The sequence below is a fragment of the Enterobacter sp. DTU_2021_1002640_1_SI_PRY_ASU_LCPMC_013 genome, assembly GCF_032389435.1.
Lineage (GTDB): Bacteria > Pseudomonadota > Gammaproteobacteria > Enterobacterales > Enterobacteriaceae > Enterobacter > Enterobacter hormaechei_C.
The window spans coordinates 2,255,975-2,276,059 of sequence record NZ_CP135594.1 but is presented as its reverse complement, the minus strand read 5'-3'; the positions used below and the strand labels follow the sequence as shown (position 1 = coordinate 2,276,059).

Annotated in this window: 18 protein-coding genes; 11 read left to right on the top strand and 7 right to left on the bottom strand. The window is 58.3% G+C overall.

The window, feature by feature from the left end; all coding sequences use genetic code 11:
- Window positions 1-115: 115 nt before the first annotated feature.
- Complete coding sequence (locus RS584_RS10820) at window positions 116-865, top strand: SDR family oxidoreductase (protein ID WP_315749771.1); 750 nt, start codon at window positions 116-118, stop codon at window positions 863-865.
- On the opposite strand, the gene RS584_RS10815 is transcribed toward RS584_RS10820, so the two are convergent.
- From RS584_RS10815 to RS584_RS10785, 7 genes are read right to left on the bottom strand one after another with little or no spacing between them, the layout of a single operon-like run.
- Complete coding sequence (locus RS584_RS10815) at window positions 862-1,788, bottom strand: ABC transporter ATP-binding protein (protein WP_015570491.1); 927 nt, start codon at window positions 1,786-1,788, stop codon at window positions 862-864. The two genes, RS584_RS10820 and RS584_RS10815, sit on opposite strands and share 4 nt — an antisense overlap.
- A complete protein-coding gene (locus RS584_RS10810) occupies window positions 1,781-2,767 on the bottom strand; it encodes an ABC transporter ATP-binding protein (RefSeq protein WP_315749768.1) in 987 nt (328 codons plus the stop codon). Before RS584_RS10810 ends, RS584_RS10815 begins: the two co-directional genes overlap by 8 nt.
- Entirely contained in the window at window positions 2,764-3,660 is an 897-nt protein-coding gene (gene ddpC / locus RS584_RS10805) for a D,D-dipeptide ABC transporter permease (protein ID WP_006810694.1), read from the bottom strand. Before ddpC ends, RS584_RS10810 begins: the two co-directional genes overlap by 4 nt.
- Complete coding sequence (locus tag RS584_RS10800; protein WP_315749766.1) at window positions 3,657-4,679, bottom strand: ABC transporter permease; 1,023 nt, start codon at window positions 4,677-4,679, stop codon at window positions 3,657-3,659. Before RS584_RS10800 ends, ddpC begins: the two co-directional genes overlap by 4 nt.
- Window positions 4,680-4,702: 23 nt before the next feature.
- A complete protein-coding gene (locus tag RS584_RS10795; protein WP_315749764.1) occupies window positions 4,703-6,235 on the bottom strand; it encodes an ABC transporter substrate-binding protein in 1,533 nt (510 codons plus the stop codon).
- A 15-nt stretch (window positions 6,236-6,250) separates the two neighbouring features.
- Complete coding sequence (gene ddpX / locus RS584_RS10790) at window positions 6,251-6,823, bottom strand: D-alanyl-D-alanine dipeptidase (RefSeq protein WP_017382319.1); 573 nt, start codon at window positions 6,821-6,823, stop codon at window positions 6,251-6,253.
- A 12-nt stretch (window positions 6,824-6,835) separates the two neighbouring features.
- Complete coding sequence (locus tag RS584_RS10785) at window positions 6,836-7,690, bottom strand: MurR/RpiR family transcriptional regulator (RefSeq protein ID WP_003857080.1); 855 nt, start codon at window positions 7,688-7,690, stop codon at window positions 6,836-6,838.
- 267 nt (window positions 7,691-7,957) lie between these two features.
- Here RS584_RS10785 and RS584_RS10780 point away from each other — a divergent pair, with 267 nt between their 5' ends.
- The 10 genes from RS584_RS10780 to RS584_RS10735 all read left to right on the top strand — a co-directional run bounded on the left by RS584_RS10780 (window position 7,958) and on the right by RS584_RS10735 (window position 20,062).
- A complete protein-coding gene (locus tag RS584_RS10780; protein ID WP_315749762.1) occupies window positions 7,958-9,433 on the top strand; it encodes an alpha/beta hydrolase in 1,476 nt (491 codons plus the stop codon).
- Between the two features lie 87 nt (window positions 9,434-9,520).
- Window positions 9,521-10,732 carry a diguanylate phosphodiesterase gene (locus RS584_RS10775; protein WP_032671162.1) on the top strand — a complete coding sequence of 404 codons (1,212 nt, stop codon included), beginning with the start codon at window positions 9,521-9,523 and terminating at the stop codon, window positions 10,730-10,732.
- 88 nt (window positions 10,733-10,820) lie between these two features.
- Window positions 10,821-11,717, top strand: a complete 897-nt coding sequence (locus RS584_RS10770) for an aminoimidazole riboside kinase (RefSeq protein ID WP_315749760.1) — start codon at window positions 10,821-10,823, stop codon at window positions 11,715-11,717.
- A gap of 171 nt (window positions 11,718-11,888) precedes the next feature.
- On the top strand, window positions 11,889-13,406 hold the full coding sequence (locus RS584_RS10765) for a carbohydrate porin (RefSeq protein ID WP_315749758.1): 1,518 nt from the start codon (window positions 11,889-11,891) through the stop codon (window positions 13,404-13,406).
- 66 nt (window positions 13,407-13,472) lie between these two features.
- Window positions 13,473-14,843 carry a sucrose-specific PTS transporter subunit IIBC gene (locus RS584_RS10760; RefSeq protein ID WP_315749756.1) on the top strand — a complete coding sequence of 457 codons (1,371 nt, stop codon included), beginning with the start codon at window positions 13,473-13,475 and terminating at the stop codon, window positions 14,841-14,843.
- A complete protein-coding gene (locus RS584_RS10755) occupies window positions 14,843-16,249 on the top strand; it encodes a sucrose-6-phosphate hydrolase (protein ID WP_315749755.1) in 1,407 nt (468 codons plus the stop codon). The genes RS584_RS10760 and RS584_RS10755 overlap by 1 nt, the downstream gene beginning before the upstream one ends.
- Window positions 16,250-16,277: 28 nt before the next feature.
- Complete coding sequence (locus RS584_RS10750) at window positions 16,278-17,294, top strand: LacI family DNA-binding transcriptional regulator (protein ID WP_017693400.1); 1,017 nt, start codon at window positions 16,278-16,280, stop codon at window positions 17,292-17,294.
- Between the two features lie 95 nt (window positions 17,295-17,389).
- Window positions 17,390-18,940, top strand: a complete 1,551-nt coding sequence (locus RS584_RS10745) for a methyl-accepting chemotaxis protein (protein WP_315749752.1) — start codon at window positions 17,390-17,392, stop codon at window positions 18,938-18,940.
- Between the two features lie 145 nt (window positions 18,941-19,085).
- Entirely contained in the window at window positions 19,086-19,499 is a 414-nt protein-coding gene (locus RS584_RS10740; RefSeq protein ID WP_032609233.1) for a hypothetical protein, read from the top strand.
- A gap of 5 nt (window positions 19,500-19,504) precedes the next feature.
- A complete protein-coding gene (locus tag RS584_RS10735) occupies window positions 19,505-20,062 on the top strand; it encodes an RNA polymerase sigma factor (RefSeq protein WP_172821117.1) in 558 nt (185 codons plus the stop codon).
- Window positions 20,063-20,085 lie beyond the last annotated feature (23 nt).

Below are 20,085 nucleotides of genomic sequence, written 5' to 3'. Positions count from 1 at the left end.
CCTGCTGTGAAAATTCATTTTCATTTTTGCCCGTTTATCACGAATCCCGCAAGATCTAAAGTCTGCCTGACGCGGGCAAACGCTCCTCTTTTACATACAACAGAAGGTTATGAGTATGAATACAACGCTTGCAGGAAAAATCGCTCTGGTGACCGGCGGCAGCACGGGTATTGGTCTCGCAACGGCACAGGAGCTGGCGGCGCAGGGAGCGAAGGTCTATATCACCGGACGTCGTCAGGCCGAACTGGATGCTGCGCGGGCAGACATTGGCGCCGCGGCGGTAGCTATCCGCGCGGACGTCTCCAGAATGGCCGATCTGGATGCGGTTTACGCGCAGATTGCTAAAGAAGAAGGACGACTCGATATTCTGTTCGCCAACGCCGGGGGCGGCGACATGCTGCCGCTGGGCGCCATCACCGAGGAGCAGTTTGACCGGATTTTTGCCACCAACGTGCGCGGCGTGCTGTTTACCGTCCAGAAAGCGCTGCCGCTGCTCTCCTCTGGTTCATCCATTATCCTCACCGGATCGACGGTTTCAATTAAGGGGACGGCGAATTTTAGCGTCTACAGCGCCAGTAAAGCCGCCGTGCGTAACTTTGCCCGCTCCTGGGCGCTGGACTTAAAGGGCCGCGGGATACGCGTCAACGTCGTCAGCCCTGGCCCCGTGAAAACGCCCGGTCTTGGCGATCTGGTTCCCGAAGAACAGCGTCAGGGATTATACGATGCGCTGGCGGCCCAGGTGCCGCTGGGTCGCCTGGGCGCGCCGGGCGAAGTCGGAAAAGCCGTGGCGTTTCTGGCGTCCGATGCCGCCAGCTTTATAAACGCCACGGAGCTGTTTGTCGATGGCGGGATGGCGCAAATCTAGCGGTTACGCCAGCAGCGTACGCTTCGGTCTCCGGCTGCGGGCTGAAGCGGCTGCGGCCGTTCGCATCCTTCAGCTGCCAGCGGGCAGCGGTCGCGGAAGTAGCAGCCATCGGGCAGGCGGCGATTACCGGGGAGATCGGTTTTGCGTAATGCCAGATCTTCGTCCAGCGGTTCTCCGGTACGGGGAACGGAGTCAAGCAGCAGCTGCGTATACGGATGCCGTGGCTTGCCCAGCACCTGGTCCGCCGGACCCAGCTCCACGATCTGCCCCAGATACATTACCGCCACCCGGTCGCTCATGTGACGAACCACCGACACGTTGTGCGAGATCAGCACGTAGGTCAGATTTCGCTGCTGTTGCAGGGCAACCAGCAAATTGAGGATCTGCGCCTGGACGGAAATATCCAGCGCGCTGGTGGGTTCATCCAGCACGATGATGTCCGGATCCGAAGAGAGCGCCCGGGCAATAGCGATGCGCTGGCGCTGTCCACCCGAAAACGCATGCGGCAGGCGGTCAAGATATTCCGCCCGAATGCCCACCTGCTGCGCCAGCGTCTCAGCCAGCTGACGACGCTCCCGTTCGCTGCGGCGTTGCTGTATCCACACCGGCTCGGTAATGATGCGCCAGACGGGTAAACGCGGGTCGAGGGACGAGAGCGGGTCCTGAAATACCATCTGCATACCGCCTGCCGCATTCGCGCGCTGACAGGCACCGGTACTCGGTTTGAGCATGCCCATCAGCAGCTGCGCCAGCGTGCTCTTTCCACAGCCGGATTCCCCCACAACGCCCAGCGTTTCGCCGCGATGGATCCGGAGATCCATGCCGTTGAGGGCGTGTACCTGCTCCGTCACGCGCCCCAGCCAGTTTTTGCGCGCAGGAAAATTCACATGCACGCTATCCAGTTCCAGCAGTACCTCAGACATGGCGTCTCTCCTGTTGTGGGTACCAGCAGGCAGCCTGCTGGCCTTCTGCGCCCGTGGAAATTAAGCGCGGCGTTTCGCTGCATTTCGCCCCGGCAGCAAAACAGCGTTCGCGAAAGGCACATCCGCGCGGGAGGTGGCTGAGGTTAGGCACCGTGCCGGGAATGGCCGGGAGGATCTCGCGCGGTTCACCATTTTCCGGGGCACACCGCAGCAGGCCAATCGAATAGGGATGCACAGGATGGTGGATCAAGGTCTGCGTGCTGCCGCTTTCGATCACGCTGCCCGCGTACATAACGTACATCCGGTCACAAAGCTGCGACACCACCGCCATATCGTGACTGATAAACAGCACCGACGTCCCGCTGGCGCGCGCTTTGTGTTTCAGCAGACGCAGCACCTGACGCTGAACGGTCACGTCCAGCGCGGTGGTCGGCTCATCGGCAATGATCAGCTCCGGCTCGCAGGAGAAGGCAAGGGCGATCATCACCCGCTGGCGCATGCCGCCGGAAAGCTCAAACGGATAGCGATCCATCACCTGTGCCGCATCCGGGATTTGCATCTCGCCCAGCAGGGCGATCGCCTTCTGCTGCGCGTCGCGGCGGGAAAGCGACTGATGCTGGCGGATCACCTCCACCATTTGCCTGCCAATCCGGCGCGTGGGGTTGAGCGCCGTCATCGGCTCCTGAAAAATCATCGCCACCCTGGCGCCGCGCCACTGACGAAGCTGTTTTTCCGACGCGTTCAGGACATCTTCCCCGAGGAACGTGACCCGTCCATGGTGAATATGGTAACTGCCTTCCGGCAGCAGGCGCATCGCCAGCATCGCGGTGACCGATTTTCCCGAGCCGGATTCGCCCACCACGCCGACAATTTCACCCCGGCCAATCTCCAGCGAAACGTGGTTGAGCGCGTGGACGTCACCGCGAAAAATGGGGAAGCTCAGGTGCAAATCTTCAATTGATAATACGGAATCACTCATGACTGCTTCCCTCCTGATTTGGGATCCAGCAGGTCGCGAAGACCATCGCCAAACAGATTAAACCCAACTGCCGTGATCAGAATTGCCGCCCCCGGAAACGCGCAGTACCACCACTGGTCAAGCACGTAGTTACGCCCCACGGCCACCATCGCGCCCCATTCGGCGGTGGGTTGCTGCGCGCCTAATCCAATAAAGCCCAGCGTGGCGGCCATCAGAATGGCGCTGCCGATATCCAGCGACGCCTGTACGATCAGCGGCGGCAGGGCGTTACGCAGGATATGCCAGCTGATCAGGTGCCAGCGCGACGCGCCAAAGGTGCGGGCGGCCTGCACGTAGGTGAACTGGCGCACCACCAGCGTTTGCCCGCGTGCCAGCCGCACGTAAAACGGAATGCGTACAATCGCAATCGCCAGCATCGCGTTAAACAGGCTTGGGCCGAGCGCGGCGGCCAGCGCCATCGTCAGCACCAGCGAGGGGATGGAGAGCATAATGTCCATGATACGCATAATGATGGCGTCGCCGCGTCCGCCGAGTACGCCGGACAAACAGCCGAGCAGAGAACCGATGCCGCCTGCAATCACCACCACCGCCAGCCCCGCCGTGATGGACTGCTGGCTGCCCACCAGCACGCGGCTGAACAGATCCCGGCCCACCTCATCGGTGCCAAACCAGTGCTGGGCTGAAGGCGCCTGCAATCGCGCGGTCAGATCCAGCGCGTTCGGATCGTGCGGGACTATCCACGGCGAGACCACCATCATCAGCAGCATCACGATCATAATCACCCCGCCGATCAGCGTGAGCGGGCTTTTGCGTAACATCCAGAACAGCTTTGCCCAGTTGATGCGCTGTTTGGCGGTGCTGACGGGGACGGGCGTTTCCTGAGTTAACATCATTCGGCACCTCCGCGCCCGATTCGCGGGTCGATCCACAGATACAGCAGATCCACCACCAGATTGACGAAGACATAGGCCAGCGATACCACGACCGCGAAGCCCATGACGGCAGGGAAGTCCAGCGCCTGAATGGAGGTCACCACCCAGGCTCCCATTCCCGGCCAGGCAAACACGGTTTCGGTAAGGACTGCCCCATACAGCAGATCGCCCAGCGCCAGCCCGAGCACGGTAATGGAGGGAATCATGGCGTTGGGTAAGGCGTAGCGCAGCACGATGTACCAGCCCGGCAACCCGCTCGCGCGGGCGGTACGAATATAATCCTCGCTCAGCTGCTCCAGCATCGCGGAACGCACCTGACGCGCCACAATACCCAGATGCACAAAGGCCAGGGTCAGGGAGGGTAGAATCAGGTGCTGTAGGGCGTTGAAAAACACCTCGCCGTTGCCTTCCAGCAGGGCGTCCAGCAGATAAAAGCCGGTAACGTGGGCAGGCGGATCGAGCCAGTCGTCCAGCCTGCCGCCGCCGGGCAGAATTTGCAGTTGCCCGTAGAACAGAACGATTACCCCCAGTCCCAGCCAGAAGGCAGGCGTCGAGATGCCCGTCATCGCTATCAGTCGCACCAGGTGATCCAGCCAGCGGTTACGGTACACCGCCGATAAAATGCCCAGCGGTACGCCAATCACCAGCGCCAGCAGCAAAGAGCAGAAGGCCAGCTCCAGCGTGGCGGGGAAAAAGGCTTTCAAATCTTCCGCAACGGGGCGACCGGTGCGAATGGAGGTGCCCAGATCGCCGTGCGCCAGCGCCTCTACATAGCGGCCAAACTGAATATAGAGTGGTTGATCCAGCCCCAGCTGCTGGCGGATGCCCTGCACGATTTCATCGCTGGCGCGGTCACCGGCCAGCAGGCGGGCCGGATCGCCGGGGATCAGGTGTGAAATAATAAAAGTAATAATACAGACACCGGCCACCACCAGGATTAACCCCCAGCAGCGCTGGCGCACGATGCTCCAGAACGTCATACACTTCCCCCCGGCGTGGGCCGTTACTTACTCATGATGGCGATGTTAAAGACCTGCTCAAGCATCGGATTAAAGGTGAAGCCTTTGACCTCTTTGTTCATCGCCAGCTGGTAGTTCTTCTGGAACAGATAAACGTAAGCCGCCTCGTCAATCACCACTTTCTGCGCCTGCTGGTAATCTTTGGTGCGTTCCGCCTGATCGGTGGTTTTCAGTGCCGCCTGCAACAATGCATCGACCTCTTTGTTCTCATAGAATGAGCGGTTACCCGGCAGCCCTTTTTTGTCCGATTCGAACCAGTAGTTCATGAACATGTACGGGTCAGCGAAGTCCGGGCTCCAGTTACCAATCGCAATGTCATAATCACCTTTGCCGACGCGGTCGCGCATGGTGGCGTTCGCCAGTTTCTCGAGCTTGACGTTAATCCCCAGCTTGCCCAGGCTCGCCTGCGTGGAGAGGGCGATAGGCTCCCAGTTCGGGTCGTTATCGGAGTAGAGGAACGTCAGGCTGGCCGGTTTATCGTTGACTTTCTCCAGCGCCGCTTTGGCCTTAGCCTCGTCAAAGCTGTACTGCATGGCGTTCGCATCGAAGCCCCACATGCCCTCCGGGATCGGGCCGCGCATCTGCTTGCCGTTCCCGCTGAGAATGCCTTTCACCATCCCCTGATAATCGGTGGCCCAGGAGACCGCGCGGCGCAAATCCACCTGATTCATCGGAGGCTTACTGTTGTTCAGATAGATGTAGGTCACCCGCAGGGACGGGTATTCCGCCACGGCCACTTTGCCTTCCTGCTTCAGAGCAGCAAGCTGATCCACCGGCAGGGCGTCGGCGATATCCAGATCGCCACGGGAAAGTTGCAGGCGACGCGAGGCGCTTTCACCGATAATCTTCACCGAGACGCGCTTGAAGTGCGGCTTTTCACCCGGCCAGTGTGGGTTGGGCACCATCACCAGCTGCTGACCTTTCCGCCAGCTTTTCAGCATAAACGGTCCTGAACCCGCGGTGTTTTGCGCCAGGAAACCGCGCGCGTCGTCGGCGGCATTGGCTTTCAGCACCGCCGGGTTGACGATCGACGCGCCGTCATTGGCCAGCGTGTAGAGGAACGGGGCGAACGGCTGGCTGAGGGTGAATTTCACCGTATGCTCATCCACCGCGTCCACTTTCAAATCTTTCGGGAACGCTTCGGAAGGTCCCTGATTAATTTTCAGCAGACGTTCAAACGACAGCTTGACCGCTTCGGCGGTCACCGGCGTGCCGTCGGAAAATTTTGCATTATCTGCCAGGGTGAACGTCCACTCTTTCTGGTCGTCAGACGCCTTCCAGCCCGTCGACAGATCGCCTTCCACCTCCGTGGTGCCAGGCTTGTATTTCACCAGACGCTGGTACGAGGGGTAGGTCACCGTCCAGTCGTTGTTATCGATAGTGACCGCCGGATCCAGCGTTTGCGGATCGGCAGCTTTCCCAATCACCAGCATATCTTTTGGCACCGCCGCCAGCGCGAGAGGGGCGCTCAGGGCGAGCGTAGCGGCAATCAGGGTTGTAAGCAGCGTAGTTTTCATGGCCGGGCTCCAGAATTAGAGTGAGTGTGTGGTCGGATAACAGGCGAACTGGTCATCTAACAGCGGGTAGCTGGCGGCGTTCGGCAGTTCGAAATGCCACCACTCGCTGCTGATGCCCACAAAACCGCCGCCGTACATCACGGCGTTCAGGAGCAGACGATTTCGCTGCGCCTCGGGCGGAACGGAAGGGTGCCAGGCATGAGAACGGTCGTGCATTTCGTCAAACCCGGCGCCCATATCCAGCACGTTGTCGTGTTCATCCATCAGCGTGACGTCAATGGCGGTGCCCCGGCTGTGGTTAGAGCCAATTGCGACATCCACCACGTATTCCGGATTGGGGCAGGCATCCCAGAGTTGCGACTGCGCCTGCTGGGGGCGGTAGGCGTCGTAAACCACCAGCTTCAGACCGGCCAGCGCGGCGATGCTGATCGCTTTCGCCAGCGCGGTGGCGGCATCCGTATGCAACAGGCACGCGGCGTGCTGGTAGATCGGGCGGCCAGTGATGTTATCGGCGGTCGCGTATTTCAGATCGATATGCAGCGTGGGAAAGGTTTTCGCCACATCAATCAGTTGACTCTCTTCAGGCATAGCTCCGCTCCTTTAGCGTTCAAATTGACCAAACTCTTGTTGTAGTTGTCGGTTGATTGCCAGACGTTCCGGCAGCGCATCGCCCAGCGCCTCCACAACGCCCGACAGCAGCAGGTTGAAGAGACAGCTCACCGGCGCTAGCGAATCCCAGAAATGGCCGGTATCGGTCTTCACCTGGAGCAAATCAATCGGGTAATCCCGCGCCCACGGGCACCAGATATCGGTGATCAGCGCCATCGCCAGGCCTTTTTCGCTCGCCACGCGGCAGTACTGGCGGGCAATGGCGGAGTAGGCGCGGGTATCCGTCAGCACGATATACGGGTTCGCAAAGCCGGAGTTAAGCGACTCCACCCAGCTACCGGAGAGCCCTTCGGAATAGCTCACCCGCGGGCGCAGATACTCCAGATGGCTGAAGAACGCATTGGCGATCCCGCGCGTGGACTGGATCCCCAGCACGAAGACGGCGTCGGCATGGGTAAGTTGCTGGACCACCTGCCTGAACGTTTCGCTTTGCGCCAGCTGGTAGACATGGGCAATGGCGTCCACCTCCAGCGACAGGGAGTGCTGAAGGCGATCCGACAGCGGCTGTTGCTGCTTCCAGGAGTCGAGACGCTCGTTAATGCCCCAGGGCTGGTGGGGATCGCGCAGGCTTTTTTTGGCGTCGTCCAGGTTGCGATAGCCCAGCTTGCGCAGAAAGCGTCCGACGGTGATCCCGCTGGTGGCCGTGGCCAGCGCCACGCTCTCTGCCGTTTCAAAGGGGATCTGCCCGACGTGCGCCAGCATCCAGCTTGCCACCCGCTTTTCGCTCGGGGTGAGCTGGCTAAAGGTCGCTTCGATACGGCTCAACACCTCAGGTTTGGTCGTCATACCGCCTCGCTGTTAACTGGCTGTCAAAGGCCGGGATTCTGTTACCGGATTAACAATGCAGGACGCGTGCCATGTTCACATTGCGGCGAAAACGCGCTGTGCAGCAAAGTTAATGCAATATTTGTTTAACAGACGCTCAACATTTGTGCAGCGTAGTTCACTTTTGGTGCAGTGTCCGGCCTGAGCGGTATCTATTTGGTGAATACGTCAGCCTCTTCACATTTTTTGGTAAGATGAACGCTCTGTGGATAAGAGAGGGAGCCTCACATGGCGAATTTGCCCTGGCGGGTCAGCGTGCGCCTGATGGCTCTCGCAAAAAAAATAGCGATGGTCATCGGGATCATTGTGCTCGTGCTGCTGGCGGTGCGGGTTTATCTTTCGCAGCAGGGGCCGGCCCTGCATCACTGGCACACCTGGCGGGCTGACGAAATGTCCGTGCAGGAGATGGATAACGCGACCTTCGCAGCGTATGTCGCGCGGGAAAACGCCATCTTCACCGCTCTCGACGCTGAGGTGACGGCGAATGTCACACCCGCAGAGCGCACGCCGCTGAACCGTTATTACCGCCAGAGCCTGGTGTGGCCAGGACACTTTTCCCCGGATGCAAACCGGTCGTTCGTGCTGATGCCTGCCGGAAAGCCGCGCGGGGCGGTGGTATTGCTGCACGGTCTGACGGACTCGCCCTACAGCGTCAGGCATCTGGCAGATAATTATCAACAGCACGGCTTTGTGGCCGTAGTGCCTCGTTTGCCCGGACACGGCACGGCGCCGGGCGCGCTGACAGACGTTGACTGGGAGGCTTGGCTGGCCGCATCACGCCTTGCGGTTCGTGAAGCGACACGCCTGACGGGGAACGATCTTCCCCTGCATCTGGTGGGCTACTCCAACGGCGGGGCGCTGGCGATGAAATACGCCCTCGACGCTCTTGATGCGCCTGAACTGCGTAAACCTCAGCAGATCGTTTTGCTCTCACCGATGATTGGCGTCACGGCGTTTGCGCGCTTTGCCGGATTCGCCGGGCTACCGGCCATGTTACCGGCGTTTGCCAAAGCCGCGTGGCTCAATATTTCGCCGGAATATAATCCTTATAAATACAATTCGTTCCCGGTGAATGCAGCACGTCAGTCCTGGCTGCTTACCCAGGCGCTTCATGAGCAGATAAACCGCGATGTTCATGATCACAAACTGGCGCAGCTTCCGCCGGTGCTGGCGTTTCAGTCGGTCATGGATTCAACGGTCAGTACCCGCGCCGTGGTCAGCGGGCTGTTTGACCAGCTTCCGGCAAACGGCAGCGAACTGGTAGTTTTTGATATCAACCAGGCCGGGAGTTTCCGTCCACTGTTCAGGCCATCATCCTGGACGGCGGTGGCTGACCTGCTGCCCGAGGCAAAAAGGCGTTACAGTGTCACAATTGTGACCAATGCCAGCCCCGACAGGTTTGATATGGTGGCAAAGACGACGCCAGCGGGTAGCACCCGGGAAACGGTGATGCCGCTGTCGGTCGCGTATCCGCAGGAGGTTTATTCCCTGTCGCATGTTGCTATTCCGTTCCCGCCTGATGACGATCTGTATGGCCGCCATCCTGAGGTGAAAAACCACTACGGTATCAGCCTGGGGACGATAGCCCTGTGGGGAGAAACATCGGTTCTGAGCGTCGGCAAAGATGCGCTGATGCGCGTGACGTCGAATCCGTTCTACGATTATATGCAGACGCGGATCGACAGCCGTATCGGGGAGAATTAAGCCCAACGTGGAATAGATTAGGTCACACCGGGGAACTGTGTTAAACAGTACCGTTCAGGCGTATACCCCATACCGGACCCCGTTTCTGTGCTGACAACTCTTATTTATCGAAGCCAGCTGAGCTTAACCTGCACCTCCGCAGCGTTAAGCGCGCTGGTTGAACAGGCCAGGATCCGTAATACGGAGCAGGGCATCTCAGGCATTCTTCTCTCCCGTGGACGTGACGTTCTGCAAATTCTCGAAGGCACGGAACAGCGCGTCGTCGCGCTTTTTAACACCATCCGTGCGGATGACCGGCATACCGGCGTGGTGGAGCTGATGCGCGATTACGGCCCGCGCAGACGTTTCGAAGACGTGGGAATGCTGCTGTTTGACCTGGACGTTCAGACCCCGAAAGCGGTTCTGGCGTCGGTTCTGCATTACAGCAAGCTGGAAAGCTATCTGACTTCTGAGGATCGGGTCTTCAAATTTATTCAGACCTTTATCACCGGCAAAACCGCTATCCCACCCGCTTCGGACTATGAGCCTGATAAATGGACGCTTTCGCGAGAGCGCGCGCCGTTTGGTAAAGGGTTAGGTCTGCTGGCGGGACAGCCCTGCCAGTTTGCGCTGCAACCCATTGTCGAGCCGTCCGAAGGCAAAATCAGTTCTCTCGAAGCGCTTATACGCGGAAACGACGGCGGCAGCCCGGAGCATTTCTTCCGTAGTCTCGATCGTGAACAGATTTACGAAGTCGACCTGCAAACCAAAGCCTGGACCTTTGCGCTGGCGCAAAAGCTCGGCATCGGCAGCCACAAACTGGCGGTGAACCTGCTGCCAATGTCGCTGGTTAACGTGCCGGGCGCGGTAGAGTTCCTGGTAACGCAGATCAAAAAGTACAATCTACAGCCTGAGCAGGTGGTCATTGAAGTCACTGAGAGCGAGATGATTTCCGGCTTTAACCAGTTTAACAGCGCCATTAAACAGCTGCGCGCGGAAGGGGTTGGGCTGGCGATAGATGATTTTGGTTCCGGCTATGCTGGTCTTTCACTGCTCACCCGGTTTCAACCGGATAAGCTCAAAATCGACAGAGAGATCGTCAGCGATATCCACCTGAGCGGGCCCAAGCAGGCGATTGTGAAGTCGATAATCAGCTGCTGCACCGATCTGGAGATTACGCTGGTCGCAGAAGGCATTGAGAAGATAGAAGAGTGGTGCTGGCTTGAATCCGTCGGTATTCGCCGCTTCCAGGGCTTTTTGTTCGCCCGCCCGCAGCTCAATGGCGTAGGTGATATCCACTGGCCCCATCGGGTGGGTTAAGCAAATTTTCCGTCGCCATATTTCCCCGACACCCTGCCTGTGCTTAAATAGCTAAACCGGTTTAACATGATTTAGCTAAGAAGGTGATATGGAGACGATCTGGGTACTTGGCGATGCCGTGGTGGATCTGTTGCCCGACGGAGAGGGCAAACTGCTGCAATGTCCTGGCGGCGCACCGGCCAATGTCGCGGTAGGGGTTGCGCGTCTGGGCGGCAGAAGCGCCTTTATAGGCCGGGTGGGCGACGACCCCTTCGGGCGTTTTATGCAAAAAACGCTTGCGGATGAGCAGGTTAATACAGAATGGCTGCGCCTGGACCCGCAGCATCGCACCTCCACGGTGGTGGTGGATCTCGATAACGACGGTGAACGTTCCTTTACCTTTATGGTTCGCCCGAGCGCTGATTTATTCCTCGACTCTGCCGATCTCCCGCCATTCCGCACCGGGGAGTGGCTGCACGTCTGCTCTATCGCGCTCAGCGCCGAACCCAGCCGTTCCGCGACGTTTCAGGCGATGTCCGCTATCAGACTGGCGGGGGGATTTGTCAGCTTTGACCCCAATATCCGCGCCGATCTCTGGCACGATGAAGTCGAGCTGCGTCAGTGTCTTGTGCGGGCATTAGCCTGTGCAGATGTGGTGAAAATCTCGGTGGAAGAGCTGGCGTTCTTAACCGGAAATGCGCAGGTCCATGAGGGGCTGGCGGCGCTGATGCGCACCTGTCCGGCCAGGCTGGTGCTGGTGACGCAGGGAAAAGAGGGCGTAACCGCCTGGCAGAAAGGCGCGTTGACGCACTATCCTGCATCACCCGTGGAATGCATTGATACCACCGGCGCGGGGGATGCTTTCGTCGCCGGGCTGCTGTTCGGTCTGGCTCGTGATGGCCAGGCCCGTCTTTCAGAGGTCATCACGCTGGCGCAGCGCTGTGGGGCGCTGGCGACAACCGCAAAAGGGGCAATGACCGCGCTGCCTTATCATCACGAACTGTAATTCACCTCTCCAGGCCACCGGTCGGCGGCCTGAATTGTCGCCTCGATCACACTTACTAAAACGGTTTAGCAAAAAACGTTGCCGATCCAAAATTCAACGGTTTAGTATCATCAGCCTAAACCGGTTTAGCAATTTAGCACTTTCACCGATAGTTATTAGGGATGCGACAAAATGTATAAAAAACGCAGACTTGCCGTGATGATAGGCATGCTGGCCGGGAGTACCTCTGTTTTTGCCCAGACGGATATGACACGTATCGAAGCGCGCCTGGCAGCGCTGGAGCAGCGTTTGCAGGAGGCGGAAACCCGCGCGCAGGTTGCTGAAAAGCGCGCCACGGCAGCGGAACAGAAAACACAGCAGCTGGCGGCTGCGCAGCAGGAAGCGCAAACCTCCACACAGGCGGTGGCGCAACGTACCACGGTGCTGGAAGAAAAAGCCGACCGGTCAGGCGGTTTTGAATTTCACGGTTACGCCCGTTCCGGCCTGCTGATGAACGACGCGGCCTCCAGCAGCAAAAGCGGCCCTTATCTGACGCCCGCCGGGGAAACGGGCGGGGCCATCGGGCGTCTGGGGAACGAAGCGGATACCTACGTTGAGCTGAATGCTGAGCACAAACAGACGCTGGAGAATGGTGCGACGACGCGCTTTAAGGCGATGCTGGCCGACGGCCAGAAAACCTATAACGACTGGTCGGCAGACAGCAGCGACCTGAACATTCGTCAGGCCTTTGCCGAGCTGGGCAATTTGCCGGACTTTACCGGTGCGCTGAAGGGCAGTACCTTCTGGGCGGGTAAGCGTTTTGACCGCGACAACTTCGACATTCACTGGCTGGATTCCGACGTGGTGTTTCTCGCCGGGACCGGCGGCGGCGTCTACGACGTGAAGTGGAACGATACGCTGCGCAGTAACTTCTCCCTTTATGGCCGTAACTTCGGCAGCGAAGAGGAGATCGACAACAACGTTCAGAACTACATCCTCAGCATGAATCACTTCGCCGGGCCGGTGCAGATGATGGTCAGCGGATTACGGGCAAAAGATAATGACGACCGTAAGGACAGCAACGGCGATCCGATTAAAACCGACGCGGCAAATAACGGGGTACATGCGCTGGTTGGTCTGCATAACGAGAGTTTCTACGGCCTGTGGGAAGGTTCCGCCAAAACGGCGCTGCTTTACGGCCACGGTCTGGGCGCCGAGGTGAAAAGCATTGGTTCAGACGGCGCGCTGCTGTCAGAAGCCGATACCTGGCGTTTTGCAAGTTACGGTGTCACGCCGCTGGGCGATGGCTGGCACATTGCGCCCGCCGTGCTGGCGCAAAGCAGTAAGGACCGCTACGTGAAGGGCGACAGCTATGAGTGGGTCACGCTCAATACGCGTCTGATCAAAGAGGTGACCCAGAATTTCGCCCTCGCGTTCGAAGGCAGCTATCAGTACATGGATTTAAGCCCGGAAGGCTACAAGGATCGCAATGCGGTTAACGGTAGCTTCTACAAGCTGACCTTCGCCCCGACGTTAAAGGCGGGCAAAATTGGCGATTTCTTCAGCCGTCCGGAGCTGCGCCTGTTCGCCACCTGGATGGACTGGAGCAGCAAGCTGGATAACTACGCCAGCGATGACGCCTTTGGCAGCAGCGGCTTCAACGCGGGCGGGGAATGGAACTTTGGGGTGCAGATGGAAACCTGGTTTTAACCCTTCACGCTCCCGCATCGCGGGGGCGTTTCGAACACCATAAAAAGAGGTCAGGAAGAGGTATCTATGGATTTTAATCATATTGCGCGCGAGCTTATTCCGCTGCTCGGTGGCAAAGAGAACATTGCCAGCGCGGCACATTGCGCCACGCGCCTTCGTCTGGTGCTGGTCGATGATACGCTTGCCGACCAGCAGGCTATCGGCAAGGTTGATGGCGTGAAAGGCTGTTTTCGAAACGCCGGGCAGATGCAGGTGATCTTTGGCACCGGGGTGGTGAATAAGGTTTACGCTGCGTTTATTCAGGCGGCTGGGATTAGCGAGTCCAGTAAATCGGAAGCGGCGGATATTGCGGCCCGCAAGCTGAACCCGTTCCAGCGTATCGCGCGTCTGCTCTCCAACATCTTCGTGCCTATTATCCCGGCGATCGTGGCCTCGGGTCTGCTGATGGGCCTGCTGGGGATGGTTAAAACCTACGGCTGGGTTAATCCGGATAACGCGCTCTATATCATGCTGGATATGTGCAGCTCGGCGGGGTTTATTATTCTGCCGATCCTGATTGGCTTCACCGCCGCGCGGGAGTTTGGCGGCAACCCGTATCTGGGGGCAACGCTCGGCGGCATCCTGACTCATCCGGCGCTGACCAACGCCTGGGGCGTAGCGTCCGGCTTCCACACCATGAACTTCTTCGGTCTTGAAATCGCCATGATTGGCTATCAGGGAACCGTCTTCCCGGTGCTGCTGGCGGTGTGGTTTATGAGCATTGTGGAAAAACAGCTGCGCCGGGCAATACCGGATGCGTTAGATCTGATCCTGACGCCGTTCCTGACCGTCATTATCTCCGGCTTTATCGCGCTGTTGATTATTGGCCCGGCGGGACGCGCGCTGGGCGACGGGATCTCCTTCATTCTTAGCACTCTGATTGCCCACGCGGGCTGGCTGGCCGGGCTGCTGTTTGGTGGGCTCTATTCGGTGATTGTCATTACCGGCATTCACCACAGCTTCCACGCCATTGAAGCCGGGCTGCTGGGTAATCCGTCGATTGGCGTTAACTTCCTGCTGCCGATCTGGGCGATGGCGAACGTGGCGCAGGGCGGGGCGTGTCTGGCGGTGTGGTTCAAAACCCGCGATGCCAGAATCAAAGCCATTACCTTACCGTCGGCGTTTTCCGCGATGCTGGGCATCACCGAAGCGGCAATTTTTGGCATCAACCTGCGTTTTGTGAAGCCGTTTATCGCGGCGCTGATCGGTGGTGCGGCGGGCGGTGCCTGGGTGGTGTCGGTGCATGTCTACATGACCGCTGTTGGCCTGACGGCGCTTCCCGGCATGGCGATTGTCCAGGCCAGCTCGCTGCTCAACTATATTATCGGCATGGTGATTGCCTTTGGCGTGGCGTTCACCGTCTCTCTGCTGCTGAAATATAAAACGGACTCTGAATAATGACCTTAACTTCCCGCTGGCCTGCCGTGTTGCAGGCCGTGATGCAAGGCCAGCCGCGTGCGCTGGCGGACAGCCACTATCCGCAGTGGCATCCCGCACCGGTGACAGGGCTGATGAACGATCCGAACGGGTTTATCTGGTTTGCCGGGCGCTACCATCTGTTTTATCAGTGGAACCCGCTGGGCTGCGATCATCGCTACAAGTGCTGGGGGCACTGGAGCTCAGCAGATCTGGTGCACTGGCAGCACGAGCCAATGGCGCTGATGCCTGACGAAGAGTATGACCGCAATGGCTGTTACTCCGGCAGCGCCGTGGATAACAACGGCGTGCTGACCCTGTGCTATACCGGCAACGTTAAGTTTGACGATGGCGGCCGCACCGCCTGGCAGTGTCTGGCGGTGCAAAATGACGATGGCACGTTTGCCAAACTGGGACCGGTGTTGCCCCTGCCGGACGGGTACACCGGGCACGTCCGCGATCCGAAAGTATGGTGGCATGACGGGCTGTGGTACATGGTGCTCGGCGCGCAGGATCGACAGCAGCGCGGCAAGGTGCTGCTGTTTACGTCAGCCGATTTACACACCTGGGCGTCCTGCGGCGAAATCGCCGGTCACGGCGTCAACGGACTCACGGACGCGGGCTATATGTGGGAGTGCCCGGATCTGTTTGCGCTTGATGGCACACACGTCTTGATCTGCTGCCCGCAGGGGCTGGCGCGCGAAGCGCATCGCTATCTCAACACCTATCCGGCCGTCTGGATGAGCGGGGCATTTGATTATCAAACGCCTGCATTTGCGCACGGCGAGCTGCATGAGCTTGACGCCGGTTTCGAATTTTACGCGCCGCAAACCACGGTGGCAGAAGATGGCCGCCGCATCCTCATCGGCTGGATGGGCGTGCCGGACGGCGAAGAGATGCTCCAGCCTACGCGGGCGCACGGCTGGATCCACCAGATGACCTGTCCTCGCGAGCTGCGCTACCGCGACGGTAAGCTCTGGCAAACCCCGGTCCGTGAGCTGGAAACGCTGCGCGAGGATGAACATCACTGGCAGGGACGCGCCAGCGATGCCCCGGTGCTGGCGGGAGCGCGTCTTGAGTTCGAACTGAGCGCATCGAGCGTGTACGTGGATTTTGCCGGCGCGTTGCGGCTGATTGTGGATGATGAGGGGATCCGTCTGGAACGCGCCAGTCTGAAAACCACAGACACGCTGACCCGCTACTGGCAGGGCAATGTTCATCATTTACGCGTGCTGTGCGACTGTTCCAGCGTCGAAATTTTCATCAATCACGGTGAAGGCGTCATGAGCAGCCGCTATTTTCCTGACCATCCGGCCCAGGTACGCTTCGAAGGTGCGTCCGATATCACATTACGCTACTGGTCGCTGCGCAGCTGCATGATAGAATAGAGGTTTTGGCAGCCGGATCTAAGTCGTTGTGAGAAAAACAAAACGCGTCACCATTAAAGATATCGCGGAGCTCGCGGGGGTATCAAAAGCCACCGCCAGCCTGGTTCTGAACGGCCGCAGCAAAGAGCTTCGGGTGGCGGAGGAGACACGCGAGCGTGTGCTGGCGATTGCCAAAGAACATCATTATCAGCCCAGCATTCACGCCCGTTCGCTGCGGGACAACCGCAGCCACACCATTGGTCTGGTGGTGCCGGAAATCACCAACTACGGGTTTGCCGTTTTTTCTCATGAGCTGGAGACCCTCTGCCGCGAGGCGGGTGTTCAGCTGCTGATCTCCTGTAGCGATGAAAATCCGGGCCAGGAGACGGTGGTGGTCAATAACATGGTGGCCCGCCAGGTGGACGGGCTGATTGTCGCCTCCAGCATGCTCAACGACGCGGACTACCAAAAGCTGAGCGAACAGTTGCCCGTTGTGCTCTTTGACCGTCATATGAACGACAGTTCTCTGCCGCTGGTTCTCACCGATTCGATTACCCCAACCGCCACACTGGTGGCCGACATCGCGCGCCAGCATCCGGATGAGTTCTACTTCCTCGGCGGTCAGCCGCGGCTTTCCCCGACGCGTGACCGTCTTGAAGGGTTTAAGCAGGGGCTGCGTGACGCTGGCGTCGAGTTACGTCCGGAGTGGATCATTCATGGTAATTACCATCCGAGCTCCGGCTACGAAATGTTTGCCGAGCTTTGCGCACGCCTGGGCCGCCCGCCAAAAGCCCTTTTTACCGCCGCCTGCGGTCTGCTGGAAGGGGTGTTGCGCTATATGGGGCAACATAATCTGCTGCAAAGCGATATGCGTCTGGCCAGCTTTGACGATCACTATCTCTATGATTCTCTGACCATTCCTGTCGATACCGTTCGTCAGGATAACCGCCAGCTCGCCTGGCACTGCTTTGATCTGATTGGCAAACTGATTGAAGGGGAAACGCCGGAGCCGATCCAGCGTAAGCTGGATGCCACCCTGCAACGGCGATACAAGGCCGTAGAGTGACAGGGTAACGTCTGAGGGTGACATCAATAACTTTAATTAATTAAAGATTGGATTCAGCCGATAACCAAAGGGAAATTATATCCCTGAGGTGTGTTATGTCGTTGAAAAAATCATCCCTGATTATCCTGTTTTCCCTGCTTTTCTTCTTTGTGGCCAGCACTATCACCAGCGTTGGGCTCATCATTAAAAGTAATACTTCGCTGGATAATGTGAACAAAGAAATTCAGGTGGTTCTGTCCATTATTGATCCCATTAACCACAGCCGAACCCTGCGGGTCAGGGTTATGGAGTATGTGAAAATGGTGGAAGCGGGGGACGCTACCGACCCGTCTGCGAAACTGGCCTCGGTTAAAGAGGCGCTGACCAAAGCCGATAGTGCATATTCGGCGTTTATGGCCTCGCCGCGTTTGCCGGACGAAGCCCCGCTGGTCACTGCCTACCAGGAGGCGTGGCAAAACTACCGTAACCAGGGACTGGCGCCTCTCATCGCCGCTGCCGCCGCTCACGATGTGTCGCGGTTCAACGCTCTTATTCCCGTGGTGTCTCAACTCGATCGCCAATATGAAATTGTGCTCGATCAGGTTCTCTCCGTTCACCAGAAGTACGCCAAAACGCTGAACGAGGATGCGAGCCATAATTTCGTGTCGGGTCTGGTTATTATCGCCTGCATTGCGGTGCTGTTCGTGGTGGTGATCTTCGCCGTCAGCCTGCTGATGAAACGCGTGGTCTTTGCGCCGGTGAACCTGGCGCGCGAGCACTGTCGCCAGATTGCGGCCGGGAAGCTGGACGTACCGGTACCGATCAAGCGTGATTCCGGGAATGAAATCGATCACCTGATGTCCTCGATGGAGCAGATGCGCCAGGCGCTGCTCTCCACCATTTCTCAGGTGCGCGATGCCAGCCACACTGTGACGCATGCGGCGCAGGAAATTGCCTCCGGCAATATCGACCTGGCCTCCCGTACCGAGCAACAGGCTTCGGCCCTGACCCAGACGGCCGCCAGCATGGAAGAGCTGAGCGCGACGGTGGCGAATAACACCGACAACGTTTTCCAGGCTGGTAAGCTGGTGCAGGATGCCGTGAAAAATGCCCATACCGGTGAAGCGGTAACCCGTGAAGTCATCGAAACGATGAATACTATCGCGTCCAATTCGAAGCGTATTGAGGACATCACCAGCGTCATCAACAGCATTGCTTTCCAGACTAATATTCTGGCGCTAAACGCGGCCGTTGAAGCGGCGCGTGCTGGCGCGCAGGGGCGAGGATTTGCCGTGGTAGCAAGTGAAGTGCGCACCCTGGCACAAAAAAGCGCGGTGGCGGCGAAGGATATCGAAAGCCTTATCGCCCAGTCTGTTTCCAGCGTGAAAAACGGTGCACAACTGGTGAATCGTTCGGGAGAGGTGATTGATTCTATTATCAGCTCTGTGAATAAAGTGCATACGCTGATGGAACAGATTTCGGTTGCCTCAGAAGAGCAGAGCCGCGGGATTGGTCAGGTTGGGCAGGCCGTAACGGAGATGGACGGTGTGACCCAGCAGAACGCGGCGCTGGTGCAGCAATCCGCCGCCGCCGCGGCCTCGCTGGAGGAGCAGGCGCAGCAGCTGTCCCAGAGTATCTCGAGCTTTAGTTTGCCTGCTACGGCGTGATGTTCAGAGAGGCTCCTGAGGGAGCCTTTTTAATGTCTGCATTCAGCCGCTATCACATGAATTTTATCTTTCCCCGGCAATATTTCTGTTTCTCATCCGTCTACCTCATCAGAGACCATAATCATTCAACATAAACGAGGTACACATGAGAAATTTTGATATGCACGGAAAAGGTCACGGGCGTGGTTTGGGCCGCCATCGTATGGGTAAGGGCATCGTGATTGGCACAGTCCTGTTCGTGGTGCTTGGCCTGCTGGTCATGTCCCTGTGGAACGCGTTGCTCCCGGCCATCCTGGGGGTTAAAGCCATTGGCTTCTGGCAGGCGCTGGGGATCCTGCTGCTGAGCCGCATTCTTTTCGGTGGGCTGGGTTTCCGTCCTGGCATGTTCGGTGCGCACCGCCGTATGCACGAACAATGGATGAATATGAGCCCCGAACAACGTGAGGCCTTCATTCAGCAGCGTCGGGCGGGATTTGGGCGCCACGGTCATTGCCGGTGGCACGATGGCCGGGATGAAAAGCGAGATGATAACGGTGCGAAAGCGCCGGAAGCCGAGTGAGCGATATGAAAGCCGGTGAGGCGGGGGAATCATTACTGATCTCGGCACTCAATGCCTGCCGCGCGCGGCTAAAAGCCTTCATTCGCGGACGGACTGCGGTTCGTGATGATGTCGATGATATTCTTCAGGAAGTGACCTGGCAGTTGATGAAAGTGGAACAACCGGTCGAGAACGTCGCCGCCTGGCTGTTTCGCGCCGCACGAAATGAGATGATCGACCGGGCGCGAAAAAAGCACGAGGTTTCACTGCCGGGGTACTTGACAGCAGATGACGAGGACTTTCCGGAGCAGGAGATTGCAGAAACGTTATTCGGCGTACCGCAAACGCCGGAGGAGGAGTATCTCAACATGCTGCTATGGGAAGAGTTGGGGCAAGCCCTGTCGGAACTGCCGCCACCTCAGCGCGAGGTGTTTGAAAAAACGGAATTTGAGGGCTACAGCATGAAGGTGCTGGCAGAGGAAACAGGCGACAGTGTGCAGGCGTTATTATCCCGCAAACACAAAGCCGTGCGATTTTTGCGTAGTCGCCTCAAGGATATTTATGAAGCGTTGACAGGGCAATAAACTTCGACCACTCTGAAAAACAA

What these genes read in the sequence shown, in the direction of transcription:
- RS584_RS10745 (WP_315749752.1), top strand. Translation starts at nt 17,390, where the DNA reads ATGTCGTTGAAAAAATCATCCCTGATTATCCTGTTTTCCCTGCTTTTC.
- RS584_RS10755 (WP_315749755.1), top strand. Translation starts at nt 14,843, where the DNA reads ATGACCTTAACTTCCCGCTGGCCTGCCGTGTTGCAGGCCGTGATGCAA.
- RS584_RS10770 (WP_315749760.1), top strand. Translation starts at nt 10,821, where the DNA reads ATGGAGACGATCTGGGTACTTGGCGATGCCGTGGTGGATCTGTTGCCC.
- RS584_RS10785 (WP_003857080.1), bottom strand. Translation starts at nt 7,690, where the DNA reads ATGACGACCAAACCTGAGGTGTTGAGCCGTATCGAAGCGACCTTTAGC.
- RS584_RS10820 (WP_315749771.1), top strand. Translation starts at nt 116, where the DNA reads ATGAATACAACGCTTGCAGGAAAAATCGCTCTGGTGACCGGCGGCAGC.
- RS584_RS10815 (WP_015570491.1), bottom strand. Translation starts at nt 1,788, where the DNA reads ATGTCTGAGGTACTGCTGGAACTGGATAGCGTGCATGTGAATTTTCCT.
- RS584_RS10735 (WP_172821117.1), top strand. Translation starts at nt 19,505, where the DNA reads ATGAAAGCCGGTGAGGCGGGGGAATCATTACTGATCTCGGCACTCAAT.
- ddpX (WP_017382319.1), bottom strand. Translation starts at nt 6,823, where the DNA reads ATGCCTGAAGAGAGTCAACTGATTGATGTGGCGAAAACCTTTCCCACG.
- RS584_RS10765 (WP_315749758.1), top strand. Translation starts at nt 11,889, where the DNA reads ATGTATAAAAAACGCAGACTTGCCGTGATGATAGGCATGCTGGCCGGG.
- ddpC (WP_006810694.1), bottom strand. Translation starts at nt 3,660, where the DNA reads ATGATGTTAACTCAGGAAACGCCCGTCCCCGTCAGCACCGCCAAACAG.
- RS584_RS10795 (WP_315749764.1), bottom strand. Translation starts at nt 6,235, where the DNA reads ATGAAAACTACGCTGCTTACAACCCTGATTGCCGCTACGCTCGCCCTG.
- RS584_RS10780 (WP_315749762.1), top strand. Translation starts at nt 7,958, where the DNA reads ATGGCGAATTTGCCCTGGCGGGTCAGCGTGCGCCTGATGGCTCTCGCA.
- RS584_RS10800 (WP_315749766.1), bottom strand. Translation starts at nt 4,679, where the DNA reads ATGACGTTCTGGAGCATCGTGCGCCAGCGCTGCTGGGGGTTAATCCTG.
- RS584_RS10810 (WP_315749768.1), bottom strand. Translation starts at nt 2,767, where the DNA reads ATGAGTGATTCCGTATTATCAATTGAAGATTTGCACCTGAGCTTCCCC.
- RS584_RS10740 (WP_032609233.1), top strand. Translation starts at nt 19,086, where the DNA reads ATGAGAAATTTTGATATGCACGGAAAAGGTCACGGGCGTGGTTTGGGC.
- RS584_RS10760 (WP_315749756.1), top strand. Translation starts at nt 13,473, where the DNA reads ATGGATTTTAATCATATTGCGCGCGAGCTTATTCCGCTGCTCGGTGGC.